This is a genomic window from Gellertiella sp. DMC107, assembly GCF_056313605.1.
Window position 1 is genome coordinate 49,320 of the sequence record NZ_JBQUZZ010000007.1, and the last position, 23,941, is coordinate 73,260.

Consider the following 23,941-nt stretch of genomic DNA (forward strand, 5'->3'; position numbering starts at 1 on the left):
CACGTCACCTCGGGAAGAGCCGGCCATGCCGGTTGAGGTGCAAACCGGAGGAAGCCCATGTCCATGCCCTATGCCGCCGCGCCCCAGGCGGGCGAAAGCAAGCCCTTCTACCGCCATCTCTATTTTCAGGTTCTCGTCGCCATTGCCGCCGGCATGCTGGTCGGCCATTTCTATCCGGCTTTCGGCGCCTCGCTGAAGCCGTTCGGCGATGCCTTCATCAAGCTCGTCAAGATGATCATTGCCCCGGTCATCTTCCTCACGGTCGCGACCGGCATTGCCGGCATGGCCGACCTGAAGAAGGTCGGGCGCGTGGCGGGCAAGGCCATGCTCTATTTCCTCACCTTCTCGACGCTGGCGCTGGTGGTCGGCATGATCGTGGCCAATGTGGTGCAGCCGGGTGCCGGCATGCATATTGCGCCCGCCTCGCTCGACGCGGCAGCGGTGGAAACCTATGCCTCCAAGGCGCATGACACCACCATCACCGGCTTCCTGATGAACATCATCCCGCAGACCATCGTCGGCGCCTTCGCCGAGGGGGATATCCTGCAGGTGCTGTTCTTCTCGGTGCTGTTCGGCATCGCGCTCGGCATGGTCGGGGACAAGGGCAAGCCGGTCGTCGATTTCCTGCAGGCGCTGACGGTTCCGGTGTTCCGGCTCGTTGCCATCCTGATGAAGGCTGCGCCCATCGGCGCCTTCGGGGCCATGGCCTTTACCATCGGCAAATATGGCATCGGTTCGGTCGCCAATCTCGCCTTCCTGATCGGCACCTTCTATCTCACCGCCTTCCTCTTCATCTTCGTGGTGCTGGGGGCGGTTGCCCGCTATAACGGCTTTTCCATCATCGCGCTGATCCGCTACATCAAGGAAGAGCTGCTGCTGGTGCTCGGCACGTCTTCCTCGGAAGCGGCCCTGCCGGGCCTGATGCAGAAGATGGAGCAGGCCGGCTGCAAGCGCTCGGTCGTCGGTCTGGTGATCCCGACCGGCTATTCCTTCAATCTGGACGGCACGAATATCTACATGACGCTGGCGGCCCTGTTCATCGCACAGGCGCTCGACATTCCGCTCTCGATCGGCGACCAGATCCTGCTGCTGCTGGTGGCGATGCTGAGCTCCAAGGGGGCCGCAGGCATTACCGGCGCGGGCTTCATCACGCTTGCGGCGACGCTCTCCGTCGTGCCGTCCGTGCCGGTAGCCGGCATGGCGCTGATCCTCGGCATCGACCGCTTCATGTCGGAATGCCGCGCGATCACCAATTTCATCGGCAATGCGGTCGCGACCATCGTGGTGGCCCGCTGGGAGGGCGAGCTTGACACCGCCCGCCTGACGGCGGCCCTGAACGGCGAGGCCTCCGGCGCGCTGGAAGACATTCCCGCCCTGCAGCCCGCAGAATAGCCTATCCGTCCATCACCGCAGAGCAGGGGCGCCGCGCAGACCGGCGCCCCTTTTTCGTCAGGGATACAGGACTCGGAACGAGGCCGGGTTGCCCGGTTCGCGCTCCGCGACCTGCACCGGCGCCGCCGGCCATTGCCAGAGCATCGAACCGCCGTCCTGCCGGAAATGCAGCGGCCCGCGCGTGCCCCCGATGTGGATGCGCGACCAGACCTCCGGTATGGCGGACCGTTCCCCTCCGGCAAGCCGCAGGGCCTCTGCGAGCGCCAGCAGGCTGTCGTAACCCTCCAGCGCGATGAAGGACGCCGGCGCGCCCAGGGTCTCCGTGATCGCTGCGGCCACCGCCTGCCCCCGGTCGCTCAGCGCCGCCGGCAGATAGCGCAGGAAAGGAATGCCCGTGGCCTGATCGCCGAGCAGTTCCGGCCACACGGCAAATTCCGCCTGCCCGGCCGGCGTGCCGATCAACAGCCCGTCAAGGCGGCTGTTGCGCCGGACGGCCCGCACGACGGCAAGGGACGGATCGGGATGACCGGCGAGAACCAGCAGGGCCGTCGCGTCGCCCGCCTCCAGCTTTTCCGAAAGCGCATCGGGATCCATGGCGCCCAGATCATACGCCTCGACAGAGCCGCCGATCGCGCCGAAACACATCCGGAGAATGTCGATGCCGCTCCGCCAATACAGGCTCGGCTGGAAGGCCACCGCGATGTGGCGGTGGTTCCGGCTGGCGAGAACATCCGCATAATGGCGCCAGCCGGTGGATTGCGGCGGAGAGAGGCGGGCGACCCAGCGCGAGGGCTTGTCCACCAACCCGTCCAGAACCGCAGAGGCACAGAGGAAGGGCAGGCCCAGCGCCTCCGCGCGGATGGCTGCCGCCCGGGCGACCACGCTGTGATATTCCCCGACGATGCCGGAGACGCCGAGCCCCGCCAGCGTTTCGACAATCGCCTCCGCCCGCGCCGGATCGGCAGCGGTATCCCGTTCCACCAGGCGGATCGGCAGGCCGTCAATGCCGCCCGCCTCGTTGATGTCGGCGGCGGCGTGCCTAAGACCGGCCATGAGCTGCGTCCCCGCCTCCACCCAGCCCGGCCGGGAGAGCGGGGCGAGCGCGCCGATGAGGAGGACGGGATAGCTCTTCGGGCGGACGGATGTGGGCATCGGGGTCTCCATCGGTTTTGGTCGTAAGGGAAGGCAGGCCGCAGCCGGACGACCGGCTCGCGGGCTTGACAGGCGTCAATATGTTGGTAATTAACCACACATGGGAAGACAAGTCATCCAGGAAAACGAACCGATCTGGCGCGCCCTTGGCGATCCGACGCGCCGGCAGCTGCTGGACCTCCTGCGCGGGGGGCCGCAGACGACAGGGGCACTGGTCGGCCATTTCCCCACCAGCCGTTACACGATCATGGGGCACCTTGAGGTGCTGCACGCGGTGGGGCTCATCACCTTCGAGCGGCGGGGGCGGGAGCGTCTCAACCACCTGAACCCGGTGCCGCTGTTTGCGGCCTGGCACCGCTGGATCGAGCCCTTCTCGGCCGAAGCCGCCTCGGTGCTTGTCGGCCTTGCCGCCCATGCCGAAGAGGAGGAAAAGACCTTGAGCGCACTCAGCATCGATATCCGTGCCGAACACCGCATCGCCTGCCCACCCCAACGGACCTGGGACGCCCTGATGCGCCTTGGCGACTGGTGGCCGAAATGCTGGGAGGACGACGAAAGGCTCGCCTTCGAGCCACGGCTTGGTGGTCGCCTTGCCGTGGTACCGGCCGCCGATACGGGCCTTGAATCGGCGGGGACCCTCTGGGGTATGGTCGAACAGTTCCACCCGCCGCAAAGGCTGGTACTGAAGGGCGCCATGGGCCTGCCCGGGCCGGTGACGGGCGTCTGGCAACTGGCGCTTCTGGCCGAGGGAGACGCCACCACCACCGTGCTCACCCACCAGGCCATCGGCCCGGTCAGCCGCGAAAACCGCAATTGCTTCGCGCGGGGCTGGCAGACGATGCTGCAGGCGCTGGCCGCCCAAGCGGAAAACGGGGAGGACTGACCATGGAACCCTCAAGGCCCGCCTCCCGCTCGCAGGGAAGGACCATCGCGGGCGGCTGCCTGTGCGGACGGGTGACCTACCGTTCGCCGGCGACGCCGTTCTTCAGCGGCTTCTGCTATTGCCGCGATTGCCGGAAGGTTTCCGGCGCCGGTCGGCTGCCCTATTTCGGCCTGCCGTCCGACGAACTCGTTGTCACGGGGGAGCCGGCGCACTTCGTCAAAAGCGGCGGTTCCGGCGCGGATATTGCCCGCTTCTTCTGCCCGGCCTGCGGCACGACGCTCGGCTCCCGGCCTGCGGCGGCGGAGGGGATCACCCTTCTCTATGCGGGCACGCTGAACGAGCCGGCGCTCTTCCAGCCCACAAGCGCGATCTTTCTTTGCGAGCGGGCCGACTGGGAGCCCGCGCCGAGCGGTCTCGTCTGCCATGGGCGCGGCGAAGAGGAATAGGGTTCTCGCACGGGCCGCGTTTATCCGCCGATCCGATAGCGGGCGAGATCCTCCGCGAGGCTGGTCGGGCCGGGGAATTCCGTGCGAATCTCGGACAAGGCCTCCTCGAGCGCGGCCAGCGACCAGAGCGCCGCATCGCCCTCCCCCGCCGGCCCTTCCATGAGGTGGGAGAGCACGAGGTGGCGCACATCGGCCTGCTGGGCCGTCCGGCCGATATCGGCAGGCAGGGCCACCACATTGGCAAGCGGCGTTCCCGCACAGCGGCCATTGGCGATGAGGTGGGCGACCATCAGGTCCGCGCCGCGCGCAAAATTCACGAAGGCCGGATCGCGCATCACCTGATCTCCGGCAAGAACGACAGAATGCCCCGGCCCGTCGATGCGGAAGGCCTGGGTGGGTGCGCGCCCGTGATGGACGGGATAGACCGAAAGCGAGGTCCGCTCGTCCGGACCGAGCGGCATGCGCCGCCCCCGGGCGAGCGTGACGGCAATCGGGAACGGAGGCCGGGTGACCAGTTCCGACAGGAAGGGAAAGGCGCCGCTTGCCCCGAAGAGCCGCTCCCAGAAGGTGCGCATGTCGGGAAAACCCTCCCCCGCCGGTGGCCCGATCACCGTCAGCGGCGCGGTGCGGCCGGCGGTCATCTCGCCCCAGAGGAAATTCGGAAGGCCCGAGACATGGTCCGGGTGCAGATGGGAAATCAGCAGCGTGCCCACCGTGCCCGGACGAAGGCCGGCACGGGCAAGTGCATGGGGGGTATCGCCGCCCATGTCGATCACGAGCGGCGGATGACCCTCAAGTCGCACCAGATAAGCCGCGCTGCCCCGGCGGTCGCCGTGCATGGGACCGCCGGAACCGAGGATGACCAGTTCTGCCCCGCTCACGAGACCGCACCGGGCACGATGGCGCAGGCCGGCGGATCGCCGATGCCGTATCGGATCGCCGTTTCATCCGGAACCGGACTGTCGAAGCCCGTCCGGATCGGGATGAGGCCGCCCCAGACCGGCCAGGTCAGGTCTTCCTCGTCCTCGTCCGGCGGGCCGATGCGGATCTTCGCGGAGGCTTCGTCAAGCGGCACCGCGATCACCCGCGTCGCTTTCAGCTCCTGCGCCGTCACAGGCCGCAGCTTGTCCCACCGGCCGGGAAAGAGCCGTTCCATCATCAGCCGGAGCTGGTCCCGGCATTCTTCCGGATCGGCGATCATCCGGCCTTTTCCGAACAGCGTCACCGACCGGTAATTGGCGGAATGGTGGAAGGCCGAGCGGGTCAGCACCAGCGCATCCATCAGCGTGACATTCACGCAGAGCGGCTGGTCGGCTGCGGCCTTGATCATGCGGCTGGCCGTGGACCCGTGAAAATAGAGGTTGTCCCGGTCGTGCCAGTAAAGGGTCGGCAGCACGAAGGGCTGCCCCTCGTGCAGGAAAGCCACATGGCAGTTCAGGCCCGCATCGAGGATCGACAGGACCGTTTCGCGCTCATAGGCGCCCCGCTCGTGGAAGCGCTTCACACGGGTACGGGCAGAAGGCGGAGATGCTGGATGCGGGCTCATGTTCGACCTGTTATGGGTGGGGGAATTCTGTTTCCTTTAATATCAGGTCCCTGATACTGGAGTCAAGGCGAGTTATGACGATGTCACGCACGGATGAGACGAATCTGCCGGAAATCGGCGAGGGCCGGCGGGGGATGGAGGGCTATCTTCTCTATCTGCTTCGCCAGGCGAGCACGGCGGCGCAACAGGCGGTGGATCGGGCCTTGTCGGATCTGGGGCTGAGCCTTGCCCAATATTCCGCCCTGACCATGATCAACGCCTATCAGACCCTTTCGAGCGCCAAGCTGGCACGGCTTTCCATGCTCACGCCCCAGAGCGCGCATGAGGTGGTGCAGCGGCTGGATGCCCGCGGACTGATCGTCAAGACGGTCGATCCCGAGCACAGGCGCATCTTCCGCCTCGCGATCACCGAAGAGGGCAAGGCATTGCTGAAACAGGCGCGCGAGCGCTCCGACCCGGTCGAGGACTTTCTCAACGCGCAGGCGGCGGCCCTCGGCGGTACGGATATCCGCACCTGGCTGGTGGCGGTGGCCGCCGGGCTGAATGGTGGCGGGGACAAGGCCTGACTGGCTGGCCCTTTCCCTTGAGGCGGGCGGTTTTCAGTCCGCGTCGTTTTCCCGCTCGCGCTTGGGCGAATGGCCGAAGCGCTTGCGATAGCACTTGGAAAAGTGAGAGGCCGAGATGAAACCGCATTCCCGGCCGATATCGACGATGGGCATGTCGGTTTTCTGCAGGAGCTGCTGGGCCTTTTCCAGCCGGACATAGAGATAGAAGCGGGCGGGCGCCTGCTGGCCCTCCAGTTCGAACAGCCGTTCCACCTGCCGGCGCGACATGCCCATGCGCCGGGCGAGCTGCACCAGCGGCAGCGGCGGCGCGAGGTTCTTCTTCATGATCGCGATTGCTGTGGCAATCCGGGGATTGTTGATCTCGATCGAGGAAATATCCGGACGGCGCTGCCGGTGCCGGGAGGGCCGCACCTGTTCGACCACATGATGGTTGCAAAGCTGGGAGGCGATGTCCGCGCCCAGTTCGACCCGCACCAGATTCATGACCAGATCGAGCGAGGCGGTCAGGCCGGCGCAGGTAATCACCCGCTCGCCCATTTCATAGAGATGGCAATCGACGTTCACCTTGGGATAGCGGGAATCGAATTCCGGCAGATGCTGCCAGTGCACGGCACAGCGCTCTCCGTCCAGCAGGCCGGCTTCGGCCAGCAGCAGCGTGCCCCGGCCGGTGCCGACCAGCCGCGCGCCCGCCTTCGAAAGGCCCTGGAGATAGCGCTTCACCTTGGCCATCAGGATCTGGCTCTGCGGCCGGTCCGAGGTCAGGAAGAGGATGTCCGTGCGCTCGGCGGTGCGCAGGCCATGCAGCTCGAGATCGATATCCGTACCGCATTCGAGGCGGATGCCGGAATCGGATTCCACATGCCGTTCCTGCACGGAGACGAAACGCCAGCGATAGACCTGCCGATGCGCCAGACGGTTGGCCGTGCCGAAGGCTTCGATGGCGGCGGTCACGGAGAACAGGCAGAAGCCCGGCACGAGCAGGAAGGCGACGGAGACGCTGTCCGTTTCGGGCGCCAGCTCCCGGCCAAGCGCGCCACCCCTTTCCAGCAGGGTGACCTTGGCCGATTGCAGACCGGGTTCCAGATGTCTGAGAGTAGCAATATTCATGGCGGAACTCATCTCGTTACAGGTGATGTTCTCAATCGGAATCAGTCGCTACCCGCCCGGACCGGGCGGTCATTGCCGTCAAGCGTTGACGAGGCTGAACGCCGCCCGGGTCAGTGCCGCCATGATCGGCTGGCTCTGTTCCGGGCGAATGCCCGTGTCGGTCATGGCCTGCCCCATCACGGCGAGCCAGTCTTCCGCATCCTCCCGCCGGATCTCCACATGGGCGTGGATTTCCCGCAGATTCATGTGGCCGTGCTGCTCGTGATAGTAGCGGCGGCCGCCGAGGAAGCCGCACAGGAAAGCGAATTGCGCCGGGCGCACATGGTTGAGCCCATGCCCCTTCAGGTGCATTTCCATGATCGCGCGACCCTGCGGGATGGTCTCGATCAGATCGTAGAAATGGTTCACCAGCTCCTGAAGCTTCAGCTCTCCGCCAATCTGGTCGATCATCGGCTGCATGGCCCTGGTCCTTCAGCTCTGCGGACGGGTTTTCTTCGGATCGTAATGGGAAAGCGGCACGATGCGCGCCGGCAGCCGCTTCTGCTGGCCATCGAGCTTGCCCACTTCCAGCGCCGTGCCCGGCTCCGCATGGGCGACATCCACCCGTGCGAGCGCAATGTTCTTGCCGAGCAGCGGCGAGCGGGTGGAAGACGTCACCTCGCCCACCTGTGCCCGACCCACATGCAGGCAATCGCCATGGCCGACATCCACATTGGCGTCGATCTCCAGACCGACGAACTTGCGGGACGGATGCTCCTTGCGGCGGATCAGCGCGTCGCGGCCGATGAAATCGTCGGTCTTGGTCTTGAGCGGCACGGTAAAGCCGATGCCGGCCTCGAAGGGATCGGTCTGGTCGGAGAAGTCATAGCCCGCGAAGATCAGCCCGGCCTCGATGCGCACCATGTCGAGCGCGGCGAGACCCATGGGCCGCAGGCCGAGATCCGCGCCATGCTCCCAGACCGCGTCATAGACCTGCGAACCGTCCTTCGGGTGGCAAAAGATCTCGAAGCCCAGTTCGCCCGTATAGCCCGTGCGGGAGACGACGACCGGCGCGCCGTTCGGTCCGCCGATGCGACCAACCGTGAAGCGGAACCAGCCCAGCTCCTCGATGGAGGGCTGATGCGGCGCGGTCCAGATGGTGCGCTTCATGATCTCGCGCGAATTCGGACCCTGCACCGCCAGATTGTGCAGCTGGTCGGTGGACGAACGCACCATGACCTTGAGGCCCAGCTTTTCCGCCTGTTCGCGGATCCAGATGCCGCCGTAATCGTCGCCGCCGATCCAGCGGAACTGGTCACGGCCCAGCCGGAACAGCGTGCCGTCGTCGATCATGCCGCCATGCTCGTAGCACATGGCGGAATAGACCACCTGGCCCTGCGACAGCTTCTTGACGTCGCGGGTCAGCACCCACTGCATCAGTGCTTCCGCATCCGGACCGGTCACCTCGAACTTGCGCAGCGGCGAGAGGTCAAGCACGACCGCCTTTTCGCGGCAGGCCCAATATTCCTCGATCGCGCCGTTGGACGAATAGACCTGCGGCAGCCAGTAGCCCTTATATTCCACCTGATGGCGGGTTTTCTCGGAGATGCGGTCGTGGAAAGCGGTTTCCTTGGTCATTTTCGGCTCCGAGGCAGGCGTAGGACGATAGGCGATCGAGCGGGAGAATTTTTCCTGGCCGGAATAGGTCCGGACATGGATATCGCTGAGATACCAGCCATTGGCGGGCGAGGTATCGTCGGGGCAGGCGGAGTTGACGCAGACGATATCGGTGAGCGCCCGGAACAGCACATAGTCGCCCGGCCGGCTCCAGGGCTCGTCGCTGATCAGCACGCCATGGGCATCGATATTGGTGTTGAAGAACAGGTTGACCGCCATCCAGCCGGGCCGCGGATCGACCCCCCTGCCCTTCAGCGCATGGTTGAAGTTGTCCGAGCAGTTGGCATGGCCGGGATAGCCGATATCGTCGTAATATTTCGAGGCGCAGGCCATGGCGAAGGCATCGTGCCGACCGACCGTATCCTGCACCACCTCGACGAGCGGCACCCAGTCCTGATCGTAATATTTCGAATGCAGGCCGGGCATGGAATAGGCATGGCCCATGAAGGTGCGGCTGGTGGTGACGTCGAGCGCGTGCTGGATGCCCCGGTCGAGCTTGCGGGCGTCGAAGCACTGGAAATCCGTGCACTGGCGACCGTCCACGTCGAGGATCTGGATATAGTCGCCCGCCTTGACGAAATAGCTCTCCGCCGTCGCGGACTTGACCCGGAGATCGAGGAGCGGATCGGCAAGCGGATCGGGAAGATCGTACTGGCCGATCATGCGCGGGGCGGCGCGCTTCAGGAGGACCGTCACCGGGGTGGCCGTATCCTGCGCATCCGGCGTCATCGGAAGGCCGGGGGCGGCCACCACCACCCAGCCATCGTCCATGGCGGTGAAGCTTGCGGACGTGCCGGGGGGCGTATCCGTGCCAAAGAGATGGATGGCGCCCGCCCGGGCCAGATCGATGCCGCGCGCCTCCAGTCCGCGCCGCAGGCGGCCCAGGCCCTCGCCCGCCGCCTCGCCGAGCGCCAGCATGGCCTTGAGGCCGCCGGCCGAACCATTCGCCGCCTCGCCCAGCACGATGGCATCGATGCGCCCGTCACGGTCGGCGGCAACGATCTCCACGGGCTGGCCACCCTCGTCGTTGACAACTGTCAACCGGTCGCCGGTCTTCACCTGAAGCAGCGACGCGCCGCCGCCGGCCACCGCATGCCGTTCCTCGCCATGATGACGGGAAAAGCCGCGCGGTTGCAGGATCCGGGAAGCCCGGGGCGGGCCGGCGATCACATCGGGATAGGAAAAAGCGACCATGCTTTGCCTCGTTCAGCCTGTGCAGTGTTTATCACGGGTAAAACTTGTTCATTCAGATTAAATACCATCTTGCCATGGCGAGACAAGCGGCAAAAGACAAAGAAGTACTGGATTGACGGAAATCAGGTACCGGAGGGCGAAAAAGCACCGGAAAATGGCGAAATTCTACTCGGCTGCGTCGAGTTTAGGCCCGAGTCCGTTGCGGAGCGCCTGGGTCAGCCCGCGCTCCACCTTGGGGCTGACCCCGAAGGCTTCCTGATAGTGGCGGACCATGCGGCTGAGCGTCGGATAACCGACCGAAGCGGCAATTTCCGAGATCGGGTCCTGCGTATAGAGCACCCGCTGCCTGGCCTTGGCGAGGCGGATGCGGTGGTAATAGCGCAAGGGGCTCTGGCCGGTTTCCTGCTTGAACTGGCGGTCGAAATGGCGTCCGGAAAGGCCCACCGCGCGGGCGATGTCGGGAATGCGCAAGGGGTCTTCGATATGGGTTTCGAAGAGGCGGATCGCCTCGCGGATCTTCGGCGTCAGACTGTCTTCCGTCGCCCCCAGCCGCGCCACGGGCACCTTTTGCGATACATCCGCATCGCGCACGAAGGGATGCTGGAACCAGCAGGCCACCTCGGTCATGCAGTCACGGCCGAGGCGCTCCTCGATCAGCTTCAGCATCAGGTCGAAGACGGCGCCCGCCCCCGACACGGTAATGCGTCGCCGCTCGCGCACGATCACGGATTGCGAGGCGGTAACCTCGGGAAATTCGGTCTTGAAGGCCGCCTCGTAGCACCAGTGCACGGAGCAGGAACGGCCATCCATCAGGCCGGACCGGGCGAGCGGAAAAATGCCGCCCGAGAAGGCCCCGAGCGTGACGCCGATGCGATCGAGCCAGCGCAGGCGGGCCAGCCCCCGGCGCGGATCGGCAAATGTCGCCGTCGGCGGCGAGATGAGATAGAGATGGTCGATGCCATCGGCATCCTGCAGCGTCATGTCCGGCTCGAAGCCGAGCTCCGCCGAGCAGCGCACCGTTTCCGCCGTTTCCGACACCAGCCGCCAGACGAAGGCCCGCCGTCCGGCAATTTCATTCGCCGCCCGCAGGGGTTCGATGGCCGAGGTGAGGCAGGCCATCGGGAAACCCGGGAACATCAGGAACCCGAGACTGAGCGGCTTTTCGGCGTGCATCAATCCTCCGGCCACCATCCCGGCGAGGTCGGCGCCCCGTCATCATATTTCGAAAGCCATTCGGCCATGGCATCCCGGTTGCGCAGGAAGCCCTTGTAGGCGGCGAGATCCGGATGGATGTCGCGCACCACCCGGTGCAGACGCCGGCCCCATTTCGGCACCGTCACCAGTTCCTCGAACTTGCCGAGATAGGCGCGGATCGAAAAGGCGATGGCATTGGAACGGGGCAGGCGGAACAGCGCCTGCAGCTCGACGCGCAGATGCATCATGTGCCCCATGTTCTCCTGGTTGAGCAGGGTGCGCATGTAGCCCCATTCCGGATAGGTTTCCGGCGCCGTATCGAGAAGCGGATTGACGGTCATGGTCCAGTTGAACCGGCGAACCGGCGCCCCATGCTGCAATTTCAGCAGGAACTTCAGCGCCCGGTCGAAAATGCCCTTCTCGTGGGCAAGCGGCACGGGGGCGTGCCACTCATGGAAATTCATGCCGATATCGAAATCGAGCGACCAGTCCGCCTGGGTCGTGACCATGCCGGCATCGACCCAGAGCGTGCCTTCCCGCTCGTCCTGCAGGGTGAAATCGCCCTGCGTCTGGCGGGTGATATATTCCATCGGCCCGTAAGGCAGCGTCGTCTCGTCGAGGAAGGTGAAGCTGTGGTCGATCCCCATCGGGCGATTGATCCAGCGCCAGCGATTGCCGTTCTTTTCCAGGCTGAACCACTGCGGATAGTCGCGCGCCTTGGATTCCATGATCAGCTCGAGCAGGTCCCAGCCGGCCAGCGTCATGTGCGGCAGCGACTGGCAGCGCAGCGGATCCTTGGCGAGCACCCGGGCCCGGTCGCGCATCTCGCTGACATAATGCTCGTCCACATCGAAGGTCTTCTCGAAGACCGATCCCTTCCGGCCCGGCACATGCGGCTCCATGTTGACCGAATACATGTAGTCGTCCCGGTCGAAGGGGAAGGGAAAGCGCCGGATGCCGGCGGGCGAGTTGCGGTAGGTGAAATCGTCCGTGAAGGTCTCGTCGCGGAAGAACTCGTCAAAGGCATATTCGACATCGAGGCTCATGGGGTCTCTCCTATCGGTCAATCACCAGCGTGCCGCCTTCGCAGCGGCTGACGCAGGGCATGATCTTCTTTCCGGCGGCCATATCTTCCGACGTCAGCCAGTGGTCGCGGTGGTCGATCTTGCCGTCGCAACGGATCACATCGGTCTCGCACTGCCCGCAGGCCCCGCCCCGGCAGAGGTAAGGCGCATCGACGCCGGCCGCTTCCATGGCTTCCAGCAGCGACTGGGTGGGCCCGACGGTGATGGTCTTGCCGGATGCGGCAAGCTCCACCCGGAAGGGAACGCCGGTTCCGGGGGCGGTAAACTCCTCGAAATGCACCGCATGGTCCGGCCATCCCCGGGAGGCGGCCGTCGCCCGCACCCAGTTCAGCATGCCCTTCGGCCCGCAGCAATAGAGATGGGTGCCGAGCGGCTGGCGCGACAGGAGATCGGCCAGCGGAATCTGCTCCCCCATATCGTCGTAATAGAGCTGCACCCGGTCGCCATGGGCCGCCTTCAGGCTGTCGCCATAGGCGCAGAGCGCCGGATTGCGCGTCGCATAATGCAGCTCGAAGCGGCCGCCGAAGCGGGTGAGCTGGTGCGCCATGGCGAGGAAGGGCGTGATGCCGATGCCACCCGCGACGAACAGGTGCTTGCGCGCCCGGTTGTCCAGCGGGAAGAGATTGACGGGATGGCTGAGAACCATGTCCATGCCCGGCCGGACATGGCCATGCATGAACAGCGAGCCGCCGCGGCCCGCATCGTCGCGCCGCACCGAAATCTCGTATCCGGTCTGGTCCTCGGGATCCGACATCAGCGAATAGGGATTGAGACGGCGCGTGCCGTGATCGTCCATCTCGACCACCGTATGCGCCCCGCCGGAAAAGGCCGGCAGCAACCCGCCATCGCGGGCGACGAACCGGAAGCGCGTGATCAGGTCGTTGACCTTGACCACCTCGGCAACCCGTACATTCAGCTTTGCCCCGCCGCTCATTTGAATCGCTCCACTGCCGGGGGGATCAGCCCCTTGTCTTCCGCATCGATATTGACGCCCTGGAAGGCGGCAAGGCGGCGCGAATAATGATCGCGCACGAAGAGATGCAAGCCGCAATGGCTGCATTGGAACGGATCGGTGCGGACATTTTCAGTCACGCCCTTGCAATGCACGCACTGGACGCGGCGTACCGTCGAGCCGCGATGCTCCTTCTGGATATCCGCGTGCGGAAAGCCGAGCGCCATGATGTCCCGCTCGGCCTGGCCCATCAGGCCCTCGGTGCCGGCGAGGTAGATCTGCGTGCCCATCTGCGCATCCTGCAGCACCCGGGCGAGGCGGAAGAGCAGGGTGGGAACGGAGGCGGCCTTCTGCGCCTGCGCGGCACCCAGCGCCTCGATCTTCGCCCATTCATCCGTGCCGTTCGGCCCGGCCGTATAGAGAATATGGGTTTTCGCCAGCATGGCGGGCGCATCCGGCGCCCCGGCGAACAGGTCGGCGACGGCATCCGCGCCCTCCCCGTCCGCGACGATCAAGTGAAAGGACCCTGTCCGGGGTTCCAGCACGCCATAGGTCGGCCGGCTCCGGATCGAGGGGGGAAACTCCGTCTTCGTCATTGTCACGACACCTGTTGCAAGCGGCCTTCAAATGCGGGGTCCAGGCCCCGGCAGTGCCGGGGCCGGTCTCGTAACATCAGGCGATCAGTCCTGAACCGTGCGCCGCTTCTTGTCCACGTCGTAGAAGGGCAGCGAATGGGTCTTCGCCTTGATCGCGCCATGGGTGGCGCAATTGACCACCAGATCGGTGTTGTTGTTGGCGCAATCGACCGGAATGCGGGCAATCGCGATATTGTGCTTGTTCAGCGGCGAATACATGGCCTGGGTGACCACGCCCACCTGCTTGCCGTCCCGCATCACGGGCGCGCCGTTGCCGGGCACGTTGGGGCCTTCCATCTTCAGGCCCCAGATCTTGAAGCGCTCCTTGCCCTTCAGGCGGTAATGCTCTTCCGCGCCGCGGAAGCCCACCTTGCCCGGCGAGACGGTGAAATCGAGGCCGAGCTCCCAGAGCGTATCCCCCGGGCCCTCGTTCTCGAACGGATACATTTCCGAATTGTCGAAGGGGAAGAACAGCAGGTAGCTTTCCGTGCGCAGCATGTCGAGCGTGGTGAAGCGGCAGGGAATGATGCCCATCGCCTTGCCTTCGTCCAGAATGCGGTCCCAGATCATCACGGCATCCTGGCCGCGGCAGAAGATTTCATAGCCGCGCTCCCCCGTATAGCCGGTACGGCTGATGGTGATCGGCTTGCCGAACAGCGAGGCCGGCATGTGGCTGAAATAGGCGAGCTTGCGAATGCCCGGAATGTGCTTTTCCAGATAGTCGACGGCCAGCGGCCCCTGCAGCGACAGGTCATGCAGGTTGTCGTCGAAGCGGACCGACACGTCGCGACCGGTGGCCGCCATGGTCAGCTGCTCGTGGCCCTGGCCGGACCCATGCACCACCGTGAAGCTGTTCGGACCGAAGCGGTAGATCACGCAGTCGTCGATGAACTTGCCGGCGTCGTTGAGCATGCAGGCATAGATCGCCTTGCCCGGCATCAGCTTTTCCATGTTGCGGGTCGTGGCCCGCTCGATCACGTGGCTGGCGGCCGGTCCGGTGATGTGCACCTTCTTGAGACCGGAGACGTCCATCAGGCCGGCCTTGGTGCGGATCGCCATGTATTCCGCATCCGGATCGCCGTCATAGGACCAGGCGGTGCCCATGCCGGACCAGTCTTCCAGATTGGAACCGAGGGCGCGATGGCGGTCGACCAGGGTCGAAAAGCGCCAGGAATTCGTCATTGGTGAGACTCCCCTTTTGTTTCGTCGTTCGGGAAAGTTTGAGAGGTTTGACGACGAAAATCAACACTTGAGTGCAAGTTTTTTTCTCAGTGGGAAATTTTCCCGAAAAAGGGGCCGCCTCTCGGCGGCCCCTCGTCGACTCGTCGTCAGGCAGCGGGCAGGGTGAAGAACCAGTTTGCCCACAGGACAAGGGCTGCGCCCGCAATCAGCGTGACATAGGGCAGCACGCCGGCCTTGCGCTCGCCGAGATCGCCCTCGCTGAGGCCCAGATCGTCATAGGCTTCCTTCGGGAACTTGCCGCCGTCCCGGTAATAATGGCGATACCAGAAGACCGGGATGATGAAGGAGGCGAAGATCAGGCCCGACCAGAGCGCATTCTCGTAGCCCCAGACCTTGGCGCCGGCGCCGAGGAAGAGGGCATTGACGAAGGCGAGCATGGTGTTGAGCGCGATCAGCCAGGTGGGCGCCTTCCAGGGGCGTTCCATGTGGCTGGAATCGATGCGGTGGATCCAGCCGGCATTGAGGTTCAGGAAGTTGAACAGGATGTAACCGACATTGGAGATGGCGAGCACGTAGAAATAGCCGGATGCGTCGGATGCGAGCGCCAAAAGGATGACGTTGAAGCTGAAATCCGTCCACATCGCCTTGGAGGGCACGCCCTTTTCGTTGACGCCGGAGAGATATTTCGGCAGCCAGCCGTCCTTCGAACCCTGGTAGAGGGTGCGCGAGGACCCGGCAAGCGCCGTCATGATCGCCATGAACAGCGCCATGACCATCAGGATCACGAAGATCTGGGTGATGACCTTGCCGCCGCCGATCATGTTGCCGAGCGCTTCGCCCACGCCCGTTCCGTCGACGATGCCCGTCGCCAGCATGCCCTGGGTGCCCAGAACGCCCTGGAAGGAATAGGGAATGAGGAAGAAGAAGACGCAGCAGAGCAGGCCCGAATAGAAGATCGCCTTGAACGTATCCCGCTTCGGATCCTTCAGTTCGCTGGTGTAGCAGACCGCCGTTTCGAAGCCGTAGGTGGACCAGGCGGCGATGTAGAGACCGCCGAGGAACAGGGTCCAGCCGCCGATGTTCCACTGACCGTCAACACCCGAATAGGCGGCGGACGGCGGCAGAAGATTGGTGACGTTGGCCGTGTTGATCTCTCCGGTCACGATCGGCACCAGGCCGACGAGCAGCAGCGGCACGAGAACGATGATGGCGAGCCATTTCTGGGCGCTGGCCGTGGAGGCGATGCCCCCGTGCTGGATGCGCAGGATGGCCAGCATCAGCACCACGCCGATGACGAAGGTGGAGTTGAAGTGCAGGTTGCCGAGGCCGGGCACCGGAATGGCGACCAGTTCCCAGGTGCGGAAGGCGGGCGTCAGCGCGGCCACCGCATCGGCGGTGGCGACCGCCTTGATGGCGTCGGGTACGGCCGTGCCGGCATTGGCGGCGATGTAATCCACCACGGCCTTGGTTTCGGCGGTATAGCCGGCCATATGCGCCGTCACCCAGTCCAGCACCGGCTGGCTGTCGGCCGCCGGGATGGGGAAGAAGGCATTGAGGATGTAGCCGGCCGCGATGGCGCAGCCGAGCGACAGCACCGGCGACCAGGCAAACCAGTTGCACCAGACCGAAAGCGGCGCAATCAGCTTGGAATAGCGCAGCCACGCGGTTGCGCCATAGACGCTGGTGCCGCCCGACTTGTTGCCGAACATGCCGGCCATTTCCGCATAGGTGAAGCTCTGCAGGAAGCCCATGATCATCGAGATGATCCACACGAGAAAGGCAAGTTTCCCAGTGGTTCCCGCGATCCCTCCGATGGAGAAGAGCACGAGCGGCGGCACCCCTGCCGCGACCCAGAACGCGCCCCTCCAGTCCAGCGCCCGGACCATCTGGCCCGACCCAGTTTCATTCGTCATTGTTATCTCCCCAGTACGACCGACGGAGTCTGACGGTTTGTTTCCCCTGTTCTGTCCGTGCGGCGTTGGCTCAGTTGATGATGGCCTTGTGGCCGATTGGCTGTTCCCTGCGGAAAGTTTTCTTTCCGTCGTGTTTTTCATCGGAAAGAGGATGGTGGCGTCCCCGGGCCCGATGCGGACATGTAATCATGCAAATGCAGATATTGCCAGCGAAGTTTTATTTGCACGAATATTTGTTTCCTGTGGATTCGATGCAATCGCCGGATGTGATCCCCTGAAACCGGAAGGCCCCTCTGGGGACCAGAGGGGCCTTCCGGCCGGTTCGATCTCAGTTCTTGAGATAGCTTTCCATGGAGTCTTCCAGCGCGTCCTTCCAGGGCGTGTGATGCACGGGCGCCATGGTGCCGGTGATCACCGACTTGTAGGCATTGTCGCGGAACTTCATGATGTCCTTCTTCTTGTGGTCCTTCCACTCGAAGAAGGCCTCGCAGGCGCCGTCCACGTCGAAGGACGGATAGTCGGTCTCCGCGATCAGCTCCTTCACATAGTCGCCCTGGTAATGAATGGCGTCATGGGCGTCCTTGCCGGCATCCTCGCCCGCCACGCGGTCTTCCACGTCCTTGAGCAGGGTGGCCTTGTCGGTCGGGATCTGGATGCGGCCCATGATGGCGTCGCGCACCCACCAGGCCTGGGCGTCGAACATGTTGAAGGTGAACCACTGGTCCTGCATGCCGACATAGAAGAGCTTCGGATTGTGCACCCAGACCACGCCCTTGTAGAGATCGGCGGCGGCGAGGCGGTTGGCGGTCTTCAGGCGCAGGTCGTCCGGCAGGAAGGGGAAGTGGTGCTTGTAGCCGGTGCACAGGATGATGGCATCCACCTTCTTCGAGGTGCCGTCGGCAAAATAGGCGGTGTTTTCGTCCACCCGCTCCAGCTTCGGCACTTCCTTCCAGTTGTCCGGCCACTTGAAGCCCATCGGCGCATTGCGATAGGCGACGGTGATGGACTTGGCGCCGTATTTCCAGCACTGGCTCCCGATGTCCTCGGCCGAATAGGACGAGCCGAGCAGCAGGAGATCCTTGCCGGCGAATTCGCGGGCATCGCGGAAATCATGGGCATGCAGCACGCGGCCGTTGAACTTGTCGAAGCCCGGATATTCCGGCACGTTCGGCACCGAGAAATGGCCGGAGGCGACGATCACATGGTCGAAATCCTCCTCATACATCCGGTCCTGCTTGAGATCATGGGCGGTGATGGTGAAATTGCCCTTGTCCTCGTTGTAGCGAACCATGCGGATGGTGGTGGAAAAGCGGATCCAGTCCCGCACGCCGGCACGCTTCACGCGGCCTTCGATATAATCGAACAGCACGGCGCGCGGCGGATAGGAGGCAATCTGCTTGCCGAAGTGTTCCTCGAAGGAATAGTCGGCGAATTCAAGACCTTCCTTCGGTCCGTTGGACCAGAGGTAGCGATACATGGAGCAGTGGACCGGCTCGCCATGCTCGTCGAGGCCGGTGCGCCACGTATAGTTCCACAAACCGCCCCAGTTGGACTGCTTTTCGAAACAGACGACCTCGGGAATGTCCGCGCCCTTTGCCTTGGCTGACTGGAATGCCCGCAACTGTGCAAGCCCCGACGGTCCCGCACCGATCACTGCCACTTTCTTCTTCATGAATGCCTCCGGATCATTGTTCCCCGGCAAATGGTTCCCCTTGCCTTGACCGGAATGCTAGAACTGGCGTTGCGTGTCTGTCAAATCTTTTTCCTCCAGTGAAAATATCATTTCGTCGGGGGTCCGGATTTTGACAGGCGACCGGTGCGGTGTCTCCGTCCCGCTCAGCGGGCGACGGTGACCGTGCAATGGGCCTGGCCGGCCACTTCGGCTGCAACCGAGCCGAGCACAAGACGCTTGACGCCGCGCTTGTCGCCCGTGCCCATGACGATGTGGTCGTAGCCGTTCTGCTCCGCATAGGCGAGAATGCCGGGCGCGACCTCGCGCGAGACCAGCTCGACGGTGCCGACTTCGGCCAGTCCCCCGGCCTTGCAGGTCTCTTCCGCAGCGGCCAGCAGGGCCGCGACGTCTTCGGCGGTCCAGTGGTTGATGGTCGGTCCGCGCGCGCCGCCATGGGCGACGTTGACCACGCAGACGGTCAGCGTCGCGCCCGTCGCGCGGGCAAGTTCGATGGCGGTGGCGAGGCCGGCATTGGCATGGGTGCTGCCATCGGTCGGGCAGAGAATTTTCTTGCTCATGACTGTCTGTTCCTTGCTGCTTTGGCTCCCGGCGTCAATTCCCGCAAGAACAGGGCGGAGGGCATTTTGGGGAATTGCCGACGGTCGGAATGTCTGGCCTGTCCGCTCTGCTGGAATGCCCGGAAATCCAAGCATTCCGCGGACAAGGACGCCTTGACCTGCGTCAACCGGCCCTGACCGATTCGAAGGGAGCGAGGGGCTAAAGGCGGTCGCCGGAAACAGAAGCAAGCCCGTCGGCAAGGGCTGCGGCGCGGGCATCCGCGCAGGACAAAAATCCCCGGCACCGGCCCCTCCCCCTGGCTTTCGCGGCGGGGAAGAGGTCGGCACCGGGGCGTCAGAGTCCTGGGGGAGGACCTAGATATCCAGCGTGTTATCGGCTTCCCATTTGGAGAAGTGCGAGGCGTAGCTGTTCCATTCCTGATGCTTGAGCTTCAGATAGGCGCTGGAGAATTCCTCGCCCATCATCGCCTTCAGCGTCTTGTCCTTGTCGTATTCGCGCAGCGCGTCGAGCATGTTCAGCGGCAGCTTCGGCGCGTTCTTCACCGTATGGCCCATCTGGTACATGTCGATGTCGTGGCGCGGGCCGGGATTGGCCTTGGTGCGGATGCCGTCGATGCCCGCCGCCAGGATGACGGCCTGCATGAGATAGGGGTTGGCGGCGCCATCCGGAAGGCGCAGCTCGAAACGGCCGGGGCCGGGCACGCGCACCATGTGGGTGCGGTTGTTGCCGGTCCAGGTCACCGTGTTCGGCGCCCAGGTGGCGCCCGAGGTGGTGCGCGGCGCATTGATGCGCTTGTAGCTGTTGACCGTCGGGTTGCAGATGGCGGCAAGCGCGCTTGCATGCTTCATGATGCCGCCGAGGAAATGCCGGCCCTGTTCGGACAGGCCGAGTTCCTTGGAATTGTCGGCGAAGGCATTCTTCGTGCCGTCCAGGTTCCAGACCGAGATATGGGCATGGCAGCCGGATCCGGTCAGGCCCTTGAAAGGCTTGGGCATGAAGGTGGCGCGAAGCCCGTGCTTTTCGGCGACCGACTTCATCATGAACTTGAAGAAGCTGTGCTTGTCGGCGGTCTGCAGCACGTCGTCATATTTCCAGTTCATCTCGAACTGGCCCGTCGCGTCCTCGTGGTCGTTCTGGTAGGCCTCCCAGCCGAGCTCGAGCATGTAGTCGCAGACCTCGGAAATCACGTCATACTGGCGCATGACTGCCTGCTGGTCGTAGCAGGGCTTTTCCGCATTGTCGAAGGGATCGGCAACCTTGTCGCCCTGGGGCGTCAGCAGGAAGAATTCCGGCTCCACGCCGGTCTTCATGCGCAGGCCTTCCTTGGCGGCCTCGTCGACGAGCCGGCGCAGCACGTTGCGCGGCGCCTGGGCGACGGGCTTGTCTTCCATCACGCAGTTCGAGGCGATCCACGCCACTTCCCGCTTCCAGGGCAGCTGGATGGCCGCATCCGGATCCGGAACCGCCATCATGTCGGGATGGGCGGGGGTCAGGTCGAGCCAGGTGGCGAAGCCCGCAAAGCCCGCCCCGTCCACTGCCATGTCGTTGATCGCCTGTGTCGGCACAAGTTTGGCGCGCTGGGCACCGAACAGGTCCGTGTAGGAGACCATGAAATATTTGACGCCTCTGTCCTTGGCCCATTTGGCCAGATCTTTTGCCATGCTTATCCCCAGTGTGACTGATAGTTCCGCTTGTTGTTCCACTCTGTTTTATTTTTTTGGGGCCGGTCGGCGGCTCAGAAGCCGCCGTTGCGCCCGGGTATCCAGTTGGTGCCGGCGAGCGGTACACCCGCCATGGCAGCCGCTTCGATGGTCAGCGAGCACAGGTCTTCCGGCTCGAGATTGTGCAGGTGATTCTTGCCACAGGCGCGCGCGATGGTCTGTGCTTCCAGCGTCATCACCTTGAGGTAATTCTTCAGGCGGCGGCCGCCGAGGATCGGGTCGAAGCGCTTGAACAGTTCGGGATCCTGGGTGGTGATCCCGGCCGGGTCGCGGCCTTCGTGCCAGTCGTCATAGGCATCGGCGGTGGTGCCGAGCTTCTGATATTCCTCTTCATGGACCGGATCGTTGTCGCCGAGCGCGATCAGCGCCGCCGTTCCGATGGCCACCGCATCGGCGCCGAGCGCCATGGCCTTCGCCACATCTGCGCCGGAGCGGATGCCGCCCGACACGATCAGCTGCACCTTGCGATGCATGCCGAGATCCTGCAGCGCCTTCACCGCCTGCGGAATGCAGGCGAGGATCGGCATGCCCACATGCTCGATGAACACGTCCTGGGTGGCGGCCGTGCCGCCCTGCATGCCGTCGAGAACCACCACGTCCGCACCGGCCTTCACCGCCAGCGCCGTATCGTAATAGGGGCGCGCGCCGCCGACCTTCACATAGATCGGCTTTTCCCAATCGGTGATTTCGCGCAGTTCGTGGATCTTGATTTCCAGATCGTCCGGTCCGGTCCAGTCCGGGTGACGGCAGGCGGAACGCTGGTCGATGCCCTTCGGCAGGTTGCGCATGTTGGCCACGCGATCCGAAATCTTCTGGCCGAGCAGCATGCCGCCGCCGCCGGGCTTGGCGCCCTGGCCGACCACCACCTCGATGGCGTCGCAACGGCGCAGGTCGTCCGGGTTCATGCCGTAGCGGCTCGGCAGATACTGGTAGACCAGCGTCTTCGAATGGCCGCGCTCTTCCTCGGTCATGCCGCCGTCACCGGTCGTGGTGGAGGTGCCGGCCGCCGAGGCGCCGCGGCCGAGGGCTTCCTTGGCCGGGCCGGACAGCGCACCGAAGCTCATGCCGGCAATGGTGATCGGGATATCCAGATGGATCGGCTTCTTGGCAAAGCGGGTGCCGAGCCAGACATCGGTGGCGCATTTCTCGCGATAGCCTTCCAGCGGATAGCGGCTGATGGAGGCGCCGAGGAACAGCAGGTCGTCGAAATGCGGCAGATGCCGCTTGGTGCCGCCGCCGCGGATGTCATAGATGCCGGAGGCCGCAGCGCGGCGGATTTCGGCATTGACGGCGGGGGTGAAGGTTGCGGAAAAACGCGGCGGGGTTTTCGGGAAATCGGTCATGGGGTCGCCTCAGTATGCCGACGCGTTGTCGATATTGAAATTGTAGAGCTTGCGGGCCGAACCGTAGCGGCGGAACTCCTCCGGCCGCGCCTTGGCATCGGCCTCGCCCGCGCGCAGCAGCTTTTCGAGCAGTTCCAGATGCTCGGGCCGCATTTCCTTCTCGATGCAATCCGCACCGAGCGACTTCACGTTGCCGCGCACGAAGAGGCGGGCTTCGTAAAGGCTGTCGCCGAGCGCCTCGCCGGCATCGCCGAGCACGACCAGATTGCCCGATTGCGCCATGAAGGCCGACATGTGGCCGATATTGCCATGCACGACGATATCGATGCCCTTCATGGAAATGCCGCAGCGCGAGGAGGCATTGCCCTTGATGACCAGAAGCCCGCCACGACCGGTCGCGCCCGCATACTGGCTGGCGTCGCCGTCGATGACGACCGTACCGGACATCATGTTTTCAGCCACGCCCGGACCGGCCGAACCCTTGATCAGGATCGTCGCCTGCTTGTTCATGCCGGCGCAGTAATACCCGGTGGAGCCGCGAACCGTGATCTCCACATTGGCGTCGACGCCGGCGGCGATCGCATGGGCGCCCTTGGGGTTGATCACTTCCCAGCGGGTCATGTTGGTCTGACCTTTGAGGGCATGTAGCGAGGAGTTCAGGGCGCGCAGGCCCTCTTTCCCCAGATCGAATGTCTGCATGTGTTAGCGCTCCCAGAAGTAGACGGTTGCCGGCTCCGGTTCCCAGACGCGGGCATTCTCGATACCCGGAAGGTTCACCAGCGCCCGATATTCGCTGCCGAAGGCGACATATTCGTCGGTCTCGGCCATGACCGCCGGCTTGCAGGCGATGGGATCGCGCACCACGCCGAAGCCGTTATGGGTGCCGACCACAAAGGTGAAGAAGCCGTCGAGATCGGTCAGGGTCGATTCCAGGGCAGGCCCCAGCGCCTCGCCCTGCTTCAGCTTGTGGCTGATGAAGGCGGCGGCGACTTCCGTGTCGTTCTCGGTTTCGAAGGTCATGCCCTGGCGGCGCAGCTCGCGGCGCACCCCATTGTGGTTGGAAAGCGACCCGTTATGCACCAGGCACTGGTCGGAGCCGGTGGAGAAGGGGTGCGCACCCATGGTGGTCACGGCCGATTCCGTCGCCATGCGGGTATGGCCGATGCCGTGGGTGCCGCCCATCTTGGACACGCCGAAGCGCGCGGCCACATCCTTGGGCAGGCCGACCTCCTTGAAAATCTCGATATTCTCGCCCGAGGACATGATCTTCACGCCCGGACGCAGATGCGCGATCGCAGCGCGCGCCGCATCCAGCTGCGCCAGCGGCACCTCGATCACCGCATGGGTGGACTTGACGAGAAGCGCCACCGGCGTGCCGAGCGCCTCCTTCAGATCGCCGTCCAGATTGGCGAAATCCGCCTGCGGATTGGCCGACTGCACGGTGACCTTGCCCAGGCCCTTGCCGGCCGAGGAATAGATGGCAATGCCGGCCGAGTCCGGACCGCGGTCCGTCATCGTGATCAGCATGTCCGTCAGCATCTCGCCCAGACGGGGCTCGAGCTTGGGATCCTTGAGGAACAATCCTACGATTCCACACATGGTTTCGTCTCCTGACTTTCGATTGACCGGACGCTAGCACCGAAGCGGAGCCCTTTCAACTGGGAAGAAACAAATTTTACCCCGCGGGAAAGTTCTTGGATAAATGTCCAATCGGGCAGGTTTC

22 protein-coding genes are annotated in these 23,941 nt (G+C 64.2%); 4 read left to right on the forward strand and 18 right to left on the reverse strand.

What is annotated here, in order from left to right; all coding sequences use genetic code 11:
• Positions 1–57 precede the first annotated feature (57 nt).
• Positions 58–1,392 carry a dicarboxylate/amino acid:cation symporter gene (locus ACT54B_RS19835; protein ID WP_476047478.1) on the forward strand — a complete coding sequence of 445 codons (1,335 nt, stop codon included), beginning with the start codon at positions 58–60 and terminating at the stop codon, positions 1,390–1,392.
• Between the two features lie 57 nt (positions 1,393–1,449).
• Here ACT54B_RS19835 and ACT54B_RS19840 read toward each other — a convergent pair whose 3' ends face one another.
• The gene (locus tag ACT54B_RS19840) at positions 1,450–2,544 is read right to left on the reverse strand and encodes an ABC transporter substrate-binding protein (protein ID WP_476047480.1); all 1,095 of its coding nucleotides are present in this window, start codon (positions 2,542–2,544) and stop codon (positions 1,450–1,452) included.
• Positions 2,545–2,644: 100 nt separating this feature from the next.
• Between ACT54B_RS19840 and ACT54B_RS19845 the strand changes: the two genes are divergently transcribed.
• Together ACT54B_RS19845 and ACT54B_RS19850 are read left to right on the forward strand one after the other, a co-directional pair.
• Positions 2,645–3,427: a helix-turn-helix domain-containing protein gene (locus ACT54B_RS19845; protein ID WP_476047481.1), complete on the forward strand. Its 783-nt coding sequence runs from the start codon at positions 2,645–2,647 to the stop codon at positions 3,425–3,427.
• Positions 3,428–3,429: 2 nt separating this feature from the next.
• Positions 3,430–3,873 carry a GFA family protein gene (locus ACT54B_RS19850; RefSeq protein ID WP_476047482.1) on the forward strand — a complete coding sequence of 148 codons (444 nt, stop codon included), beginning with the start codon at positions 3,430–3,432 and terminating at the stop codon, positions 3,871–3,873.
• Between the two features lie 20 nt (positions 3,874–3,893).
• Here ACT54B_RS19850 and ACT54B_RS19855 read toward each other — a convergent pair whose 3' ends face one another.
• Together ACT54B_RS19855 and ACT54B_RS19860 are read right to left on the reverse strand one after the other, a co-directional pair.
• The gene (locus tag ACT54B_RS19855) at positions 3,894–4,754 is read right to left on the reverse strand and encodes an MBL fold metallo-hydrolase (protein WP_476047484.1); all 861 of its coding nucleotides are present in this window, start codon (positions 4,752–4,754) and stop codon (positions 3,894–3,896) included.
• Positions 4,751–5,419 carry a pyridoxamine 5'-phosphate oxidase family protein gene (locus ACT54B_RS19860; protein ID WP_476047486.1) on the reverse strand — a complete coding sequence of 223 codons (669 nt, stop codon included), beginning with the start codon at positions 5,417–5,419 and terminating at the stop codon, positions 4,751–4,753. The genes ACT54B_RS19855 and ACT54B_RS19860 overlap by 4 nt, the downstream gene beginning before the upstream one ends.
• A gap of 74 nt (positions 5,420–5,493) precedes the next feature.
• Here ACT54B_RS19860 and ACT54B_RS19865 point away from each other — a divergent pair, with 74 nt between their 5' ends.
• The gene (locus ACT54B_RS19865) at positions 5,494–5,985 is read left to right on the forward strand and encodes a MarR family winged helix-turn-helix transcriptional regulator (protein ID WP_476047487.1); all 492 of its coding nucleotides are present in this window, start codon (positions 5,494–5,496) and stop codon (positions 5,983–5,985) included.
• A 33-nt stretch (positions 5,986–6,018) separates the two neighbouring features.
• On the opposite strand, the gene ACT54B_RS19870 is transcribed toward ACT54B_RS19865, so the two are convergent.
• The 15 genes from ACT54B_RS19870 to ACT54B_RS19940 all read right to left on the reverse strand — a co-directional run bounded on the left by ACT54B_RS19870 (position 6,019) and on the right by ACT54B_RS19940 (position 23,817).
• Positions 6,019–7,092: a GlxA family transcriptional regulator gene (locus ACT54B_RS19870; RefSeq protein WP_476047488.1), complete on the reverse strand. Its 1,074-nt coding sequence runs from the start codon at positions 7,090–7,092 to the stop codon at positions 6,019–6,021.
• 78 nt (positions 7,093–7,170) lie between these two features.
• Entirely contained in the window at positions 7,171–7,551 is a 381-nt protein-coding gene (locus tag ACT54B_RS19875) for a group II truncated hemoglobin (protein WP_476047490.1), read from the reverse strand.
• A 12-nt stretch (positions 7,552–7,563) separates the two neighbouring features.
• Entirely contained in the window at positions 7,564–9,942 is a 2,379-nt protein-coding gene (locus ACT54B_RS19880) for a DUF1989 domain-containing protein (protein WP_476047492.1), read from the reverse strand.
• A 165-nt stretch (positions 9,943–10,107) separates the two neighbouring features.
• A complete protein-coding gene (locus tag ACT54B_RS19885) occupies positions 10,108–11,115 on the reverse strand; it encodes a GlxA family transcriptional regulator (RefSeq protein ID WP_476047494.1) in 1,008 nt (335 codons plus the stop codon).
• Entirely contained in the window at positions 11,115–12,182 is a 1,068-nt protein-coding gene (locus tag ACT54B_RS19890) for a heme-dependent oxidative N-demethylase family protein (protein ID WP_476047496.1), read from the reverse strand. Before ACT54B_RS19890 ends, ACT54B_RS19885 begins: the two co-directional genes overlap by 1 nt.
• Positions 12,183–12,192: 10 nt before the next feature.
• The gene (locus ACT54B_RS19895; RefSeq protein ID WP_476047498.1) at positions 12,193–13,155 is read right to left on the reverse strand and encodes a PDR/VanB family oxidoreductase; all 963 of its coding nucleotides are present in this window, start codon (positions 13,153–13,155) and stop codon (positions 12,193–12,195) included.
• Entirely contained in the window at positions 13,152–13,769 is a 618-nt protein-coding gene (locus ACT54B_RS19900) for a dimethylamine monooxygenase subunit DmmA family protein (protein WP_476047500.1), read from the reverse strand. Before ACT54B_RS19900 ends, ACT54B_RS19895 begins: the two co-directional genes overlap by 4 nt.
• An 84-nt stretch (positions 13,770–13,853) precedes the next feature.
• Entirely contained in the window at positions 13,854–14,990 is a 1,137-nt protein-coding gene (locus ACT54B_RS19905; protein WP_476047502.1) for an aminomethyl transferase family protein, read from the reverse strand.
• 146 nt (positions 14,991–15,136) lie between these two features.
• Positions 15,137–16,903 carry an APC family permease gene (locus ACT54B_RS19910; protein ID WP_476047504.1) on the reverse strand — a complete coding sequence of 589 codons (1,767 nt, stop codon included), beginning with the start codon at positions 16,901–16,903 and terminating at the stop codon, positions 15,137–15,139.
• Positions 16,904–17,231: 328 nt separating this feature from the next.
• Entirely contained in the window at positions 17,232–18,575 is a 1,344-nt protein-coding gene (locus ACT54B_RS19915; protein ID WP_476047506.1) for an NAD(P)-binding domain-containing protein, read from the reverse strand.
• Positions 18,576–18,739: 164 nt separating this feature from the next.
• A complete protein-coding gene (locus ACT54B_RS19920) occupies positions 18,740–19,153 on the reverse strand; it encodes a universal stress protein (RefSeq protein WP_476047507.1) in 414 nt (137 codons plus the stop codon).
• A 354-nt stretch (positions 19,154–19,507) separates the two neighbouring features.
• Positions 19,508–20,815, reverse strand: a complete 1,308-nt coding sequence (gene glnT, locus ACT54B_RS19925) for a type III glutamate--ammonia ligase (protein WP_476047508.1) — start codon at positions 20,813–20,815, stop codon at positions 19,508–19,510.
• A 74-nt stretch (positions 20,816–20,889) separates the two neighbouring features.
• Positions 20,890–22,218 carry an FMN-binding glutamate synthase family protein gene (locus ACT54B_RS19930; RefSeq protein WP_476047510.1) on the reverse strand — a complete coding sequence of 443 codons (1,329 nt, stop codon included), beginning with the start codon at positions 22,216–22,218 and terminating at the stop codon, positions 20,890–20,892.
• 9 nt (positions 22,219–22,227) lie between these two features.
• Positions 22,228–22,917 (reverse strand): protein GlxC, encoded by a 690-nt coding sequence (locus tag ACT54B_RS19935; protein ID WP_476047512.1) that lies wholly within the window; start codon positions 22,915–22,917, stop codon positions 22,228–22,230.
• Positions 22,918–22,920: 3 nt separating this feature from the next.
• On the reverse strand, positions 22,921–23,817 hold the full coding sequence (locus tag ACT54B_RS19940) for a class II glutamine amidotransferase (RefSeq protein ID WP_476047513.1): 897 nt from the start codon (positions 23,815–23,817) through the stop codon (positions 22,921–22,923).
• Positions 23,818–23,941 lie beyond the last annotated feature (124 nt).